This is a genomic window from Dyella tabacisoli, assembly GCF_003350925.1.
Taxonomy (GTDB): domain Bacteria; phylum Pseudomonadota; class Gammaproteobacteria; order Xanthomonadales; family Rhodanobacteraceae; genus Dyella_C; species Dyella_C tabacisoli.
Genome location: NZ_KZ857182.1, coordinates 1 through 13286 on the forward strand (window position 1 = coordinate 1; position 13286 = coordinate 13286).

A 13286-nucleotide genomic window follows, 5' to 3' on the forward strand; every position below is an offset into this window, starting at 1 on the left:
CCATTCTACATCGCTTTCCAAGTCCGTCAACACCTGCGTGAAACTTTTTTTCTGCAGTTGTTGCCGGTGAAAGTCCTTCGCGAAGGGCGTGTCAGCGAAGGGGTGTGAATCATAGCCTCCAGCGGCATGGCTGGGAAGGGGGTAAATCGATTTTTATTGCAGCGATGTGTCTGGGGATACTCTGATCTATTGGCGCAGGCGGCATGATGCCCATAGATCAGAGCATCCCTGGCGCCGAGCGCTACACTCTGTAGCGCCCTCCTAACTATAGAGATGCGTCATCTATATGCTGAAACGACTGCTCGCACCCGCGCTCTTTTTGCTTGCTGGCTGCGCCATGGCGGCGCCGCGCGAATCATCGCCCAACGTGCAACTGCACGGACAACGCTTTTCGGTGGAGTTCGCCATCGACGATGCCAGCCGCGAACGCGGCTTGATGATGCGTACTGAACTTGCCAGCGATCACAGCATGCTGTTTGTGTTTCCAGATAGCTATCCGCGCTCGTTCTGGATGAAGAACACGCTGATCCCGCTGGACATCCTCTTCTTTGATGCCGATCGCAAGTTGGTCTCTATGCAGTTGAATGCATTGCCGTGCAAGGCTGACCCCTGTGCGATTTATCCCAGCGATCAGCCTGCACGCTATGTGCTGGAGCTAGCTGCGGGTACGGCAGGTCGGATTGGCGCTCGTGCCGGCGACGAGCTGAAGATCGAGGGTGCGACGGGTGCCGTGCACTGATTGAACCGAAGCCGAATCGGCCAGGTCATGCGTGCAAGGCACGCCGATGCGGTAGGGAATAAGTGATTCGGGACGCAATGTCTCCAAGGCGTCCCAATCATCTTCAAAAGGTATGAATTGCTGCATGTTCTCTGCTCCGCTGCAAAGCGCTTCGAGTGGAAGCGCAGCAGCATCACAGCAGACGGCACGGTCAACGCGCTGACGTAGCGGGCCGATTCCGGGCAAAAAAGCGGGCAAAACCAGGCGGGTCAGTCGATCTCGATCATTTCGAAATCGTCTTTGGTCGCGCCGCAATCAGGGCACGTCCAGGCAGCGGGCACATCCGCCCAACGCGTACCGGGCTCAATGCCTTCATCAGGCAGGCCCTCGGCTTCGTCATAGATAAAGCCGCAGACGACACACATCCACTTGCTCAGGGCTTTGGTTTCGGTAGAACTCTGACTCATTGGCGGGCTGCTTGAACGGAATGGAATAGTGCATTCTGGCAATTCGCCCTGCGAAGCGAAAGCGCCGCGAGTGGCTCGCTGCGATATATCCCCCATCCTGGAATCCAAATGACGTCCGCTCTACTGCGCCATCGAGGCCTTTACATCATCACTGACGGCCCCCGTGACGATCTGCTCGACAAGGTGGCCCAGGCGCTTGCCGGAGGCGCAAAACTGCTGCAGTACCGCGACAAAAGCGCGGAATCATCGCGCCGCAGCCACGAAGCCGGGGCATTAAAGGATCTTTGCACCGCATATGGCGTACCGATGATCGTCAATGACGACATTGCCCTGGCCCACGCTATCGGCGCCGATGGTGTCCACCTGGGGGCCAGCGACGGGGAGCTCGCCGCCGCCAGGGCCACGCTGGGTCCTGGCGCCATTATTGGCGTGTCTTGCTATAACTCGCTGGATCGGGCCAGGGAGCTGGCCGCGGCGGGAGCTGACTACCTCGCGTTTGGCGCGTTCTTCCCCTCACCGACCAAGCCACATGCCCCTCGCGCGCCGATTGAACTGCTGCGGCAGAGCGCCGCGCTGGGCTTGCCACGAGTGGCGATTGGCGGCATCACCCCGGACAATGGCGCATCGCTAGTACAGGCTGGGGCAGATTATCTTGCTGTGATCTCCGCGGTATTTGGCGCTGCCGATGTCCGTGCCGCCGCACAGCGATTCACCGACCTCTACTCTGTTGCCGATTGATCCATCCGTCTCTTATTTCCATGGAACCCACGATGAGCAGTAACCACGAACTTTTTCAGCGCGCCCAAGCCTTGATGCCCGGCGGCGTCAACTCGCCGGTACGCGCGTTCAAATCGGTGGGCGGCGAGCCATTCTTTACCGCACGGGCAGATGGTGCCTATCTATGGGATGTCGAGGGCACACGCTATATCGACTATGTCGGCTCGTGGGGTCCGATGATTGTCGGCCACAACCATCCACACGTGCGCGAGGCCGTGGAACGGGCGGTAAAGAATGGTTTGTCATTCGGCACGCCCTGCCCAGCCGAAGTGACGATGGCCGAGACGATCACGCGCTTGATCCCCTCGGTGGACATGGTACGTATGGTCAATTCCGGCACCGAGGCAACCATGTCGGCGATTCGCCTCGCCCGTGGCGCGACGGGGCGCAACAAAATCGTGAAGTTCGAAGGTTGCTATCACGGTCACGGGGACAGCTTTCTAGTGAAGGCCGGCTCGGGGGCACTGACCTTTGGCGTACCGACCTCCCCAGGCGTGCCGAAGGCGAATGCCGACCTCACGCTCACCCTGCCCTATAACGACCTGGATGCCGCCAAAGCCCTGTTTGCCGAGCACGGCACCGATATCGCCGGGCTGATTATCGAGCCGGTTGCCGGCAACATGAACTGCATTTTGCCGAACGATGGCTATCTGCAAGCGCTACGCACGCTGTGCACGCAGTACGGCGCGCTGCTGATCTTCGACGAGGTGATGACCGGTTTCCGGGTAGCCCTGGGCGGCGCGCAGGCGCACTACGGCGTAACGCCCGACCTGACTACCTTCGGCAAGATCATCGGTGGCGGCATGCCGGTGGGCGCTTACGGCGGTCGCCGTGACTTGATGGAACAAATCGCACCGTCTGGTCCGATTTATCAGGCTGGCACATTGTCGGGCAATCCGGTCGCGATGGCAGCAGGCCTGGCCATGCTTGAGTTGATCCAGGCGCCGGGCTTTTACGACCAGCTCGCCTCGCGCACACGTCTGCTTACCGATGGTTTGCAAGCGGTGGCGGACGGCGAAGGCATCGCTTTCAGCACGAATCGGGTCGGCGGCATGTTCGGCCTGTTTTTCACTGCAGACAAAGTGACCAGCTACACACAGGCGACCAAGGCGGATACCGCCATGTTCAATCGCTACTTCCACGGCATGTTGCAACGTGGCGTGTATCTGGCGCCATCGGCGTTCGAGGCAGGTTTTTTGTCCAGTGCGCACAGCGATGACGATCTCGCCTTGACGCTGCAAGCCTCGCGCGAGGTTTTGCGCGCCATGCGTACCGCCTGACGACACCGTGATGAGCCGCGCCACGCCTCCTTCGGCGCTCCATCCAGCAGCGGGTGCCGCCTGGCGCGCCCGCTGGTTTCACATCATCTTCAATCACGACGATGCCCCTGGGCGACTGTTCGATGTGGTGTTGATCGTTGCGATCCTCTCCAGTGTCATCGTGTCGGTACTCGATTCGGTCGCCAGCCTGCATGACAGGCTGGCCACGATGTTTTATGTACTGGAGTGGGTATTCACCCTCGCCTTTACGTTGGAGCTGATTCTGCGCATTGCCGTGGTCGATCGGCCATGGCGTTACTTGCGCAGTTTCTTCGGTATCGTCGATCTGCTCGCCGTCTTGCCGAGCTATCTAAGCCTGTTCTTTATCGGCAGTCAGTATCTGGTGGTGATTCGCGCGCTGCGCATCTTGCGGATTTTTCGCATTCTCAAGATGACGCGCTATGTCGGCGAAGCGAATCTGCTGTGGACCACGTTGCTGCGCAGTCGCCGCAAGATTCTCATCTTTATCAGCACCATCATGACCCTGGTGCTGATCTTCGGTGCGCTGATGTACTTGATCGAGGGACCGCAAAACGGTTTCAGCAGCATTCCGCGCTCGATGTACTGGGCGATCGTGACGATGACGACCGTCGGCTTCGGCGATATCACGCCGTACACCGTGCTGGGCCAGATGCTGACATCGCTAATCATGCTGGTCGGCTACAGCATCATCGCCATACCGACCGGCATTTTCGCCGTCGAGCTGGCCGCAGGCATACGTGAAACACAGAAAACCGCATGCCCCTCTTGCGGCTTGAGCGAACATTCAAGCGACGCTCGCTACTGCCGCGGCTGCGGCACGTCGCTCGATTCCAACCTCACGCCATAAACTGCCGGGTGACTGGTATCAGCCGGCTACGAAAGCCGCCAACGCGGCATGCAGCCGGCGCAAACCCTCGGCGACATCGGCATCGCCGATGTTCAACGGCGGCACAAAACGCAATACATCCGGCCCAGCTTGCAGCACCAGCAAACCATGTGCAGCGGCCTGCTCCAGAATGGCCCCCGCCTTGCCTTTATGAGCATCGGCCAACACGGCGCCCAGCATCAGGCCGCGACCGCGCACTTGGGCGAACAGTCCGAATTCGGCATCGATAGCGGCGAGACCGTCCTGTAGCGCCTGCGATTGTTTTGCCACATTCGCCAACAGCTCGGGCGAGGACAACTTGGACAATGCAACACGGGCTACCGCCGCGGCCATGGGATTGCCACCGAACGTGGTGCCGTGGGCACCGAACTGCATCACCTCGGCCACCTTGGGGCCCGCCAGCATCGCGCCGATCGGAAAGCCGCAGCCAAGCGCCTTGGCCAGGGTCACGATGTCCGGGATCACGCCATCTTGCACGTAGGCGAACAACGTTCCAGTACGGCCCATGCCGCACTGGATTTCGTCCAGCACCAACAGCGCATCGTGCTTATCGCACAGCTCGCGCACACGCTTGAGGAACCCCGGTGCCGCCGGCAACACCCCGCCCTCGCCCTGCACCGGCTCCAGCATCACGGCGGCCACATCGCCGTGCGCAAACGCAGCCTCCAACGCAGCCTCGTCGTTGAAATCGAGATAGCGGAAACCGCCCGGCAACGGCTCGTAGCCTTCCTGATACTTCGGTTGCGCGGTGGCGGTGACGGCGGCCAGGGTGCGGCCATGAAAGGAACCGCGGAAGGTGACGATGACTCGCTGTTCCGGCGCACGCCCCTTTGAGGCGGCCCACTTGCGCACCAGCTTGATCGTCGCCTCGTTGGCCTCGCTGCCGGAATTGCACAAGAACACCCGTTCGGCAAAGCCCGACGCGGTGACCAGCTCCTCGGCCAGGCGCAGCGGCGGCTCGGAGTAGAACACGTTACTGGCATGCCACAGCTTGTGTGCCTGCGTCGTAAGCGCTTCAAGCAGATCAGGGTCTTGATGGCCGAGCGCATTGACGGCGATACCCGCGCCAAAGTCCACGTAGTCGCGCCCTTGCGTGTCCCAAACCCGCGCGCCCTTGCCGTGATCCAGCACCAGTTCGCGCGGTCGATAGATCGGCAGCCAGTAGCGCTTGCCCAGATCAATCAGCGGCTGGTCGATCGGCGGCTGAGCGGGACGGTCTTGCGAATGCATGTCGTACTCCAGGCATGGCCATGCGGCGATGCCAAAAGGTTGGCTGGGGAGTTGTCGCCGATGGTGCGCGACGCGGGTGTGCATCGTAAAACCTGATGCGGCGGTTTGCACGGAGCGGCGGCGCCCGTTGTAACGGACCGACGCACTGTATCGACACCGTTACACCCCTTGCCAAGCGGTTAACAGCGCCATCTGCCTCGTGCCAGTGAGCGCGCCAAGGCCAGCGTAGTTGTAACGCATGCAGCAGGGGCTATGCCTGATCCATGCATTGAACTAGCCGCGCAAGGCCCGCCATAGGCGCATTTTCAATCGTTGGCACGGCGATTGCCATAAACCTTATGAGACGGAAAGGGGAAAAGGGGAATCACCATGGACCATTCACACTGGCCATTTGCGCGCCGCCGTTCTGCGACCGCCGCATTCGTGTGCCTGATCGGCACGATGCTGATCGGAGCACCCGTTCAAGCACAGGTAGGTAATACCGTATATGAGGCCGTAAACGCCCGACCCGGTGACATCGTGCTACAGCGCAATGTCGCCCCGCGTATCGCCTATCGCACCAGTTCGCCAGGCATGGCCGAGATCGTCGATCCCTCGCCACGCTCGCAGATAGCCCAGACACTCGGCACCAACGAGCTGTCGGACGCGGACTATTCCAGCATGGGTGCGGGCACGACCCTCAACAGCAGCCAACAGACCTCGGTGGCAAGCGCAGTCGGCAACGCACTAGGCCACACCTTAGGCGCAGGCCCAGGCAACCAGGGCATCGGCGGCAACATGATGGCCGGCCCGATGGGCGCCATAAGCGGCACGACTCGTGGTGTCGGTGACCAGGTCACCGGGGCGCTGGCGCAACTTCCCATGCTCAGCCAACCGCCTAGCGTCGGACATTGAGGCATCGACTCATGAAACTCACTGCACGAAACGCGTGCACGTCGGGCCTGCTCGCCCTGGCTTTCGCCAGCGCCGGCACACCTGCCGCTGCAGCCGACGATTACACCGCGATGCTGGGCTATCTCAACAGCCGCATCGACGGCCAGGCCTTTCAAAATACCCATGGCGCCAGCGCGGTGAACATGGCCGCAGGCGATTTGAATCTGCAGGCCAACCTGCGCGCGTTCGCCAGCGGCGAGTACGCACAAACCGTCATCTACTCGTTGCAACAGCAGCGCAATAACCACTACGACACACCACTGACCGCGACCGCCAGCATCGGCGGCGCGGCCTACGCGGGCGGGCAAGGGCTCGCCTCAATCAATCAGGCCAGCGGCAGCGGCAATGCCGAGCTCAATGTCATTACGGCGACGTTGGCCAACCAGGGCATACGCGAGGCGACGGACGTCAGTCTGTCGACCGCCGTCTCAGCGTCGGCAGGGGAGCAGTCCACCAAGAACCCACATACGCAATCGGGCGGTACGCGCAGCGTCGCGGTGGAGTCGTCCGCTTTGCAAGGGTTTCAAGGTGTGCTGCAACTCAATCAGATCGCGGGGTCGGGCAATGCCACGGGCAATCTTTTGTTGCTCACGGCACCACCTTCGCGTTGAACACAATCGACTGTTGAAATAAGTGAGGACACACCATGAACGCGAATCTGAAACGGACCATGATCGCACTGGCCGTAGCCGCCCTGTTCAGTACTTCGATGGCCTATGCGCAAGAGCGCGGCGATGGCGAGCACAGCACCTCGGTAGAGATCAACAAGAAGGTCTCGCTGCGCGCCAGAACCCACGTCGATGCCGATATCGATATCAAAGCCAAGATTGCGGTGAACTCGGTAGCCATTGGGCTGGCCGATACCACCCAATCGATTCATGACAACGAGACCTACAACAAGAACCTGACGAACACCGCTTCGATCGACGACAACGCCGCGATGGGTGTGCAAGGCAATATCGGCGCGAACGTGGCAGCCGGCGACAACAACGCACAGAGCAACTCTGGCGCGATTGCCGCTACCGACGCCAGCTTTGCTTTTGGTGGCGGAGGCGGCGGGGATCTTCTGGGTATCAGCCCGAACTGCAATGGCAAGTGCGGCGGCGGCGGTAAAAACGATCCACAAGCCGGCGGCATGGCTGATGCCGAAGTGTTCACCCGCCAGACTGGCAAAGACAACTTCGTCGATAACGACGGCTCGGTGAATTCGGCCAGCATCGACGGCAATGCCTTTGAAAATGCCAAGGGCAACATCGGTGTCAACGTTGCTGCGGGCGACAACAACGAGCAGTCAAATTCGCTCGCTGCCGCAAGCGCGACCAACAGTGTCTACTCCACTGCAACGGCCAGCACGGATCAGAAGTCGCACGACAATACAGTTCACAATGACCCGCTTGAGCTGGGCTACAAAGAGCTGTGGCAGTACGACTGTGAAGACCATAGCCTCACTCACACTGTGACCTACACCTACAGCCCGTTGAGCAACACCGCGAGCCTGGGTGGCAATGCGTTTGAGAACGCCCAGGGCAACGTCGGCGTGAACATCGCATCGGGTACCGGCAACTTGCAATCCAACAGCCTGTCGATGGCAGTCGCCAGCGCCTCGCATTGATGGCTCTGCAAAATCAACCCGCCACTTGGCGGAAACGAGGGCGGTAACCCAGCAGTGCTGTTGCTGGGGTACCTCTGGAAGCCCCCGACCCGTCCCCTGCGGGCCGGGGGTCTTCCTTCGGCAGGGGAGATCTCGGATGAAACGCCTCATGACAACCAACGCACGACGCTACTTAAGCCTGATGATTTCAAGTGCGTGCTTGCTAGGCACGCTCTGCATCGCCAGCGTGCATGTTGCAAGCGCCAGCGATGTGAGTTTCAGCGGTGTGCTGCCCAACGGCAATCTGTATGTCGGCCACCTGCAAAGCATGCAAGAAGAGCGCTACCGCAACATGGTGCGCCAGCATACCGATTACAGTTGCGGCGCGGCAGCGCTTGCCACGGTGCTTCGCTATGCCTACCACCTGGACGTGAATGAAAACACCGTCATCCAGGGGATGATGGGTGTGGCCGACCCGGCGGTGGTGAAACAGCGCGGGTTCTCGCTGCTGGACATCAAACGCTATGTGGAATCGATCGGCTTGCGCGGCCGCGGCTATCGCGTGGACGAAGGACGCCTGCGCAGCTTGCGTGTGCCAGGCCTGGTACTGATGGATGTGAACGGCTTCCGCCATTTCGTCGTGCTCAAGCAGATTCGCAACGAAACCGTTGAGCTTGCCGATCCGATGCTCGGCAACCGCAGCATGGCTTTAGCCGATTTCATGAAAGGCTGGAATTCGCGCGCGGTATTCGTCGTGATCGGTAGTGACTTCGATCGCAACACCGTGCTGCTTCAACCTGTAACCAAGCCGAGCGCGCGCGCGCTATTCGCCCGCCAAGGCCCGATCACCGATGCCGAGCTGCTCGACTTCGGTTTTACCCATGCTGATTTTTTCTAGGCTGATTTTTCCCAGGCCCGATTTCTTCGAGCACCCTCTTTATAAAGGACGCGCAACGATGAACAACGGAGCGATGAATCACCGAACTTATCTGATAACGGCACTCGCCCTCGCGCTCGCTCCGCTGTGCGCGCCCGTCTTTGCCGCCGATCAGGCCCCGCCAGGTCACGGCCTACGTGAATTGTCCGACACCGAGATGAGCACCATGCGCGGCCGCTACTCCCCGCCAGGCGGCACCAGCGTGGCGTGGTTTGGCGTGAGCATGATCTCGACCTGGCAAACCGCAACCAACCAGCTCTTGCAAAGCACACTGACGTTGAATATGGATTTCAGGAAAGACCAACCTCAAATCAGCTTTCAGCCGAATGTAACTATCACCAGCGTGAATGCTCCGCTGCCGCCAACCACGACGAATCCCACTCCTCCCACTGCACCCAGCGGCCCCAGCCGCAGCGTAGACAGCAGCGGTCTGGCGAATGCGGGCGGCGTAGTGCAAAGCGTGCAGATCGCCGGTGACAGCAACCATGCCAGCAACACCACCCGGCTCAATGTGCAGGACGGCGGCACGCCGCCCGCACCGTCCAGCCCTTCCACGACGCCTACCACTCCCACCGCTCCCAGCAACGCCCTCGCAACCATCAGCAAGGACGGTGCCACCGCGACCGCCAGCTACGCCGGCGATGCCGCCAGCGTGCGCCTGACGATTCAGGGCCAGGGTGCTGTCGAGCAGTGGATTCGCAACGGCAGTCTCGGACAAAGCGTAACGCTCTCGTCCGACAACCAGATGGTGAGCAACCAAATGCAGATCGACCTGATCCGCCGTGCGGTCGCCACCAATATCCAGCTTGCGCAAAACGTGGCGCAGGCGATCAACCTCACTCACGGAGTAAGCGGCCGCTGAGATCCCGACGCCAATCCGGCGTGCGTTAGAGCCTGCTCAAGCTACAGGGGACATCATCATGCAAACCAAGCTTCTAGCCACCGCCGTGGCATGTGCTTTGATCGGTGCATTGCCAATGGCTGCAACCGCGCAGCAAGCAACTGCCTCCACTCATGCTCCCGATGACCCGGCGTCCGCCGGGCCGCCGGCCCCCAATCGGCAAGACCAGAGCGACGTACAAACCCTGGCCCGCGACCTGCAAGCACTCAAGGCCAACTACGCGCAAGAGGTGCGCCGGCTGCGCGAGCTGGATATGCAAGTGCAAGCCCTGCAAACCCGCCTGACCGGCAAAGCGGGCGATACCGCCATACCGGCGGCACCGCTATCTGCCGAATCGACAACCGCCGTGGCCGCTGCCGACAGTGGACACGCAGGCAATCAGGCCGATGCCAGCAAAGCCGAGCAAGCCGCGCAGTCGCGAAGCCTGCAAGATGCCTTGCAACAGGAGCACGCCCTGTTCAATCGCAAGCTGACTATCGAGAACGGCATCAGCTATGCCTGGTACGACCGCAAGCAACTTACCTTGAACGGCTTCCTCGCATTGGATGCGATTTTCCTCGGCAACATCGCGCTGCAAGACGTGAAGTCCAATACCTTTACCTATACGGCTGCCGCGCGCTACGGCGTCAGTCCGCGCCTCACCCTGAATCTCGAAGTGCCCTACCTCGGTCGCAAGACTTCTTATTTCCAGGGTGGCGCCGGTGGCGCCGCCGCGCAGATCGCTGAAGAGTCGACCACGGGTAAAGGCATCGGCGATATCACGCTCAGTGCCAACTACAAGCTGTTCTCGGAAACCGATAGCCGGCCCGATACGGTGCTTACTCTGGGGGTTGTCGCGCCTACCGGACGCGAGCCCTACGGTATCAAGTGGGTAGCGCCTGGTGGCAACACCGGCAACAAAGCCGACGGGCGTTTCTCGGTACCGGTCGAACAACCCACCGGCAATGGCCTATGGCAAACCAACCTGGGTGTATCCGCAGTGAAAACGATGGACCCGGCCATCGTCTTCGCCAATCTCGGCGTCATTCACTCCTTTGCCCGCAGCTTTCCCGATATCGGTACCGATCCGCAGACCAAATCGCCTGGTCGGGTAAAACTCGGTGACGCGTATTACTTCGGTGCCGGTGTGGCATTCGCATTCAATGACCGCACCAGCCTGAGCCTGTCTTTCAGCGACAAGGTGAATGGCAAGGCCTCGCTGCAAACTCGCGGCGCGTCCTGGACGAAGATCATCGGCAGCGACGCCAATGCCGGCACTTTCAATCTCGGCGTGACCTATGCGCTAAGCCAGCACACTACCTTGGTCACCATGCTGGGGATCGGCCTGACGCCCGATGCACCGAACTTCATGCTGACCTTCAAAGTGCCTTATATCTTCTAGACTCGATATCTTCCGCTCCCCCGTAGGTATGCCATTAGCGGCATGCCTATGGGGGAGCGTCGTTAGAAGCCATCAGCGCAACTCGCTCAGTGCCAACTGATGCTTTTTGCACAAGCGATATATGGTGACCCGCGACACACGCAGCCGACGCGCGCATTCGCTGACGTTGAAACGACTCTCGCGCAAACACGTGATGACCGCATCGCGCTCAGCCGTCACCCGGGTACTACCCAGACTGAAACGCATCGATTGAAGCAATGGCGCGTCGACCAGATCCAGATCGGCCGCGCTTATCAGCACGTCTTCGGCGACCACTGCCGCGCGCTGCACACGATTGAGCAACTCGCGAATATTGCCTGGCCAGGCAAAGTTGCGCATCGCCTGGCGAGCGGCGCGACTGAACGTGCGGGCGTTCGTGCTGTGATGCACGCGGAAGGCATCGAGAAAACGCTGCGCCAGCAGCTCCACATCGCTTTCTCGCTCGCGCAATGCGGGCATGCGCAGGCGCAACACGTTGAGCCGGTAATACAAATCCTCACGGAAGCGGCCTTGCGCCACCGCCTTTTCCAAATCGATATGCGTCGCCGAAAGCACGCGCACATCAAGCTTGATCGAATGGCTGCTGCCTACCCGCTCCAGCGTGCCCTCTTGTAGAAAACGTAGCAAGCTGGTCTGCGCATCTAGTGGCAGGTCACCTATTTCATCGAGAAATACCGTACCGCCCGCGGCTGTTTCGAAATGACCGATCCGGCGTACGTTGGCACCGGTAAAGGCGCCGCGCTCGTGACCGAATAGCTCGGACTGCACGAGATTCGGTGGTAAGGCACCGCAGTTGATCGCTGCAAAAGGATGCGCGGCGCGTGCGGATAGCCCATGCAGGGCCCTGGCAGCGACCTCCTTGCCAGTACCCGTCTCGCCGGTAATCAGCACCGGAAGATCCACGGGTGCGTATTTACGTACGCTGGAGATCAGCGTGCCTATCGCCTCGCTGCAGCCATCGATGCCAATGCCTTCGCTACGCGCCTCGGCGATGGGCAGATAATCGCCTTCCATCCGCCTCAATACGTGGATCAATCGCTGTAGATCGAGTGGGGCGGTAAAGCAGTCCATGCTGGCATGCACAAGGCATTCCACCTGCGGCGTCTGCACCGGCGCATCCGGCGAGAGCAAAGTCAGCCACAGCAAGTGCGGATGTTCAGCCATCCATTTGACGATTGCCTGTACACGATGAGCATCACCGCAGCGCAAATCAGCCAGTGCAACGACAATGTCGCCATGGCGTTTGCCGACGCCCCCTCCGGCTTCGGCATCCACGATACGCGTTGCCCATCCCACATCGGCCAGACTGATACGCTCGCGCTCAGTTGGTTGGCCGAACCAAACCACACAACGCCTGCTCGCTTCCCCTATCGCAGTCATCGCTCTCTCCCCTGAATACAAGTTCACGGGTTGCTTGTTGACTGTGTCGCTTCTTCACGGTTGGGCGGCATAACCCGTCTGCAACACTCAGTGGCCACCCCCTCCGATGGCCCTTACAGCCGACTCCCCTCAGGCGACCGGCTTCTACATGTTATGGATACGTGAGAAGCGTTGTTGAATATACATCCATCCGTATAACAAATGTGCGTCAAATTTCGTCTTTGGATGACGAAATTTCCAGCGCAAAAGTACGTAAAAACCTACGAGTCATCGAGCCGGGAAATGGCGGTCTATACGGTCAAGTTGGCACGATCCAAAGTGCTCACCAGACACCGGTATTGGGCATCGACGCCCAGGGCTCTCGCGGTGGCAGGTGGCCGTCTTGCAATAACTCGATCGAGATCAGATCGGGGGATCGCACGAAGGCCATATGGCCATCTCGCGGTGGACGGCTGATGGTGTAACCCATCGCATGCAGGCGCGCGCAGGTGGCGTAAATGTCATCGACGCGGAAGGCCAGATGACCGAAGTTGCGTGCGCTACCGTAGTCCTCGTCCGAGCCCCAGTTGTAGGTCAGCTCGACCTCCGCCTCCGGCGATTCCGGCGCGACCAGAAAAATCAGGGTGAACTTGCCCGCTTCGTTTTCCATCCGGCGCGTTTCGCGCAGGCCCAGACCCTCGCAGAAAAAACGCAGGCTGGCATCGACATCGCGGATGCGGATCATGCTGTGCAGATATTTCATAGT

Annotated in this window: 14 protein-coding genes; 10 read left to right on the forward strand and 4 right to left on the reverse strand. The window is 60.3% G+C overall.

Going from position 1 to position 13286, the window contains the following annotated elements; genetic code table 11:
• Positions 1-286 precede the first annotated feature (286 nt).
• Positions 287-739, forward strand: a complete 453-nt coding sequence (locus DVJ77_RS17585) for a DUF192 domain-containing protein (protein ID WP_114846836.1) — start codon at positions 287-289, stop codon at positions 737-739.
• A gap of 248 nt (positions 740-987) precedes the next feature.
• Here DVJ77_RS17585 and DVJ77_RS17590 read toward each other — a convergent pair whose 3' ends face one another.
• Positions 988-1185 (reverse strand): rubredoxin, encoded by a 198-nt coding sequence (locus DVJ77_RS17590; RefSeq protein WP_114846837.1) that lies wholly within the window; start codon positions 1183-1185, stop codon positions 988-990.
• Between the two features lie 108 nt (positions 1186-1293).
• On the opposite strand from DVJ77_RS17590, the gene thiE reads away from it, so the two are divergent.
• Genes thiE through DVJ77_RS17605 form a run of 3 tightly spaced genes read left to right on the forward strand, consistent with a single transcriptional unit; the run spans position 1294 to position 4110 of the window.
• A complete protein-coding gene (thiE, locus tag DVJ77_RS17595) occupies positions 1294-1923 on the forward strand; it encodes a thiamine phosphate synthase (RefSeq protein WP_114846838.1) in 630 nt (209 codons plus the stop codon).
• Between the two features lie 32 nt (positions 1924-1955).
• On the forward strand, positions 1956-3242 hold the full coding sequence (gene hemL / locus DVJ77_RS17600) for a glutamate-1-semialdehyde 2,1-aminomutase (protein WP_114846839.1): 1287 nt from the start codon (positions 1956-1958) through the stop codon (positions 3240-3242).
• A gap of 10 nt (positions 3243-3252) precedes the next feature.
• Positions 3253-4110 carry an ion transporter gene (locus DVJ77_RS17605; protein WP_114846840.1) on the forward strand — a complete coding sequence of 286 codons (858 nt, stop codon included), beginning with the start codon at positions 3253-3255 and terminating at the stop codon, positions 4108-4110.
• Positions 4111-4128: 18 nt separating this feature from the next.
• Here the strand turns inward: DVJ77_RS17605 and DVJ77_RS17610 are convergent, their stop codons facing one another.
• Complete coding sequence (locus DVJ77_RS17610) at positions 4129-5379, reverse strand: acetylornithine transaminase (RefSeq protein WP_114846841.1); 1251 nt, start codon at positions 5377-5379, stop codon at positions 4129-4131.
• 369 nt (positions 5380-5748) lie between these two features.
• Here DVJ77_RS17610 and DVJ77_RS17615 point away from each other — a divergent pair, with 369 nt between their 5' ends.
• From DVJ77_RS17615 to DVJ77_RS17640, 6 genes are all read left to right on the forward strand, one after another.
• The gene (locus DVJ77_RS17615) at positions 5749-6273 is read left to right on the forward strand and encodes a hypothetical protein (protein ID WP_114846842.1); all 525 of its coding nucleotides are present in this window, start codon (positions 5749-5751) and stop codon (positions 6271-6273) included.
• A gap of 11 nt (positions 6274-6284) precedes the next feature.
• Entirely contained in the window at positions 6285-6923 is a 639-nt protein-coding gene (locus DVJ77_RS17620) for a hypothetical protein (protein WP_225428070.1), read from the forward strand.
• Between the two features lie 35 nt (positions 6924-6958).
• On the forward strand, positions 6959-7924 hold the full coding sequence (locus DVJ77_RS17625; RefSeq protein ID WP_114846843.1) for a hypothetical protein: 966 nt from the start codon (positions 6959-6961) through the stop codon (positions 7922-7924).
• Positions 7925-8105: 181 nt separating this feature from the next.
• Positions 8106-8801: a C39 family peptidase gene (locus tag DVJ77_RS17630; protein WP_114846966.1), complete on the forward strand. Its 696-nt coding sequence runs from the start codon at positions 8106-8108 to the stop codon at positions 8799-8801.
• 58 nt (positions 8802-8859) lie between these two features.
• On the forward strand, positions 8860-9702 hold the full coding sequence (locus DVJ77_RS17635; RefSeq protein ID WP_225428071.1) for a hypothetical protein: 843 nt from the start codon (positions 8860-8862) through the stop codon (positions 9700-9702).
• Between the two features lie 115 nt (positions 9703-9817).
• Positions 9818-11122 (forward strand): transporter, encoded by a 1305-nt coding sequence (locus tag DVJ77_RS17640; RefSeq protein ID WP_380039191.1) that lies wholly within the window; start codon positions 9818-9820, stop codon positions 11120-11122.
• A gap of 72 nt (positions 11123-11194) precedes the next feature.
• Here DVJ77_RS17640 and DVJ77_RS17645 read toward each other — a convergent pair whose 3' ends face one another.
• The gene (locus tag DVJ77_RS17645) at positions 11195-12541 is read right to left on the reverse strand and encodes a sigma-54 interaction domain-containing protein (protein ID WP_114846846.1); all 1347 of its coding nucleotides are present in this window, start codon (positions 12539-12541) and stop codon (positions 11195-11197) included.
• Between the two features lie 322 nt (positions 12542-12863).
• Complete coding sequence (locus DVJ77_RS17650; protein WP_114846847.1) at positions 12864-13283, reverse strand: VOC family protein; 420 nt, start codon at positions 13281-13283, stop codon at positions 12864-12866.
• Between the last annotated feature and the right edge of the window lie 3 nt (positions 13284-13286).

Bases quoted from the DNA above. Each gene is read 5' to 3' on its own strand.
- thiE (WP_114846838.1), top strand. From the start codon at position 1,294: ATGACGTCCGCTCTACTGCGCCATCGAGGCCTTTACATCATCACTGAC.
- DVJ77_RS17630 (WP_114846966.1), top strand. From the start codon at position 8,106: ATGATTTCAAGTGCGTGCTTGCTAGGCACGCTCTGCATCGCCAGCGTG.
- DVJ77_RS17605 (WP_114846840.1), top strand. From the start codon at position 3,253: ATGAGCCGCGCCACGCCTCCTTCGGCGCTCCATCCAGCAGCGGGTGCC.
- DVJ77_RS17615 (WP_114846842.1), top strand. From the start codon at position 5,749: ATGGACCATTCACACTGGCCATTTGCGCGCCGCCGTTCTGCGACCGCC.
- DVJ77_RS17610 (WP_114846841.1), bottom strand. From the start codon at position 5,379: ATGCATTCGCAAGACCGTCCCGCTCAGCCGCCGATCGACCAGCCGCTG.
- DVJ77_RS17590 (WP_114846837.1), bottom strand. From the start codon at position 1,185: ATGAGTCAGAGTTCTACCGAAACCAAAGCCCTGAGCAAGTGGATGTGT.
- DVJ77_RS17585 (WP_114846836.1), top strand. From the start codon at position 287: ATGCTGAAACGACTGCTCGCACCCGCGCTCTTTTTGCTTGCTGGCTGC.
- DVJ77_RS17620 (WP_225428070.1), top strand. From the start codon at position 6,285: ATGAAACTCACTGCACGAAACGCGTGCACGTCGGGCCTGCTCGCCCTG.
- DVJ77_RS17635 (WP_225428071.1), top strand. From the start codon at position 8,860: ATGAACAACGGAGCGATGAATCACCGAACTTATCTGATAACGGCACTC.
- DVJ77_RS17645 (WP_114846846.1), bottom strand. From the start codon at position 12,541: ATGACTGCGATAGGGGAAGCGAGCAGGCGTTGTGTGGTTTGGTTCGGC.
- DVJ77_RS17640 (WP_380039191.1), top strand. From the start codon at position 9,818: ATGGCTGCAACCGCGCAGCAAGCAACTGCCTCCACTCATGCTCCCGAT.
- DVJ77_RS17650 (WP_114846847.1), bottom strand. From the start codon at position 13,283: ATGAAATATCTGCACAGCATGATCCGCATCCGCGATGTCGATGCCAGC.
- DVJ77_RS17625 (WP_114846843.1), top strand. From the start codon at position 6,959: ATGAACGCGAATCTGAAACGGACCATGATCGCACTGGCCGTAGCCGCC.
- hemL (WP_114846839.1), top strand. From the start codon at position 1,956: ATGAGCAGTAACCACGAACTTTTTCAGCGCGCCCAAGCCTTGATGCCC.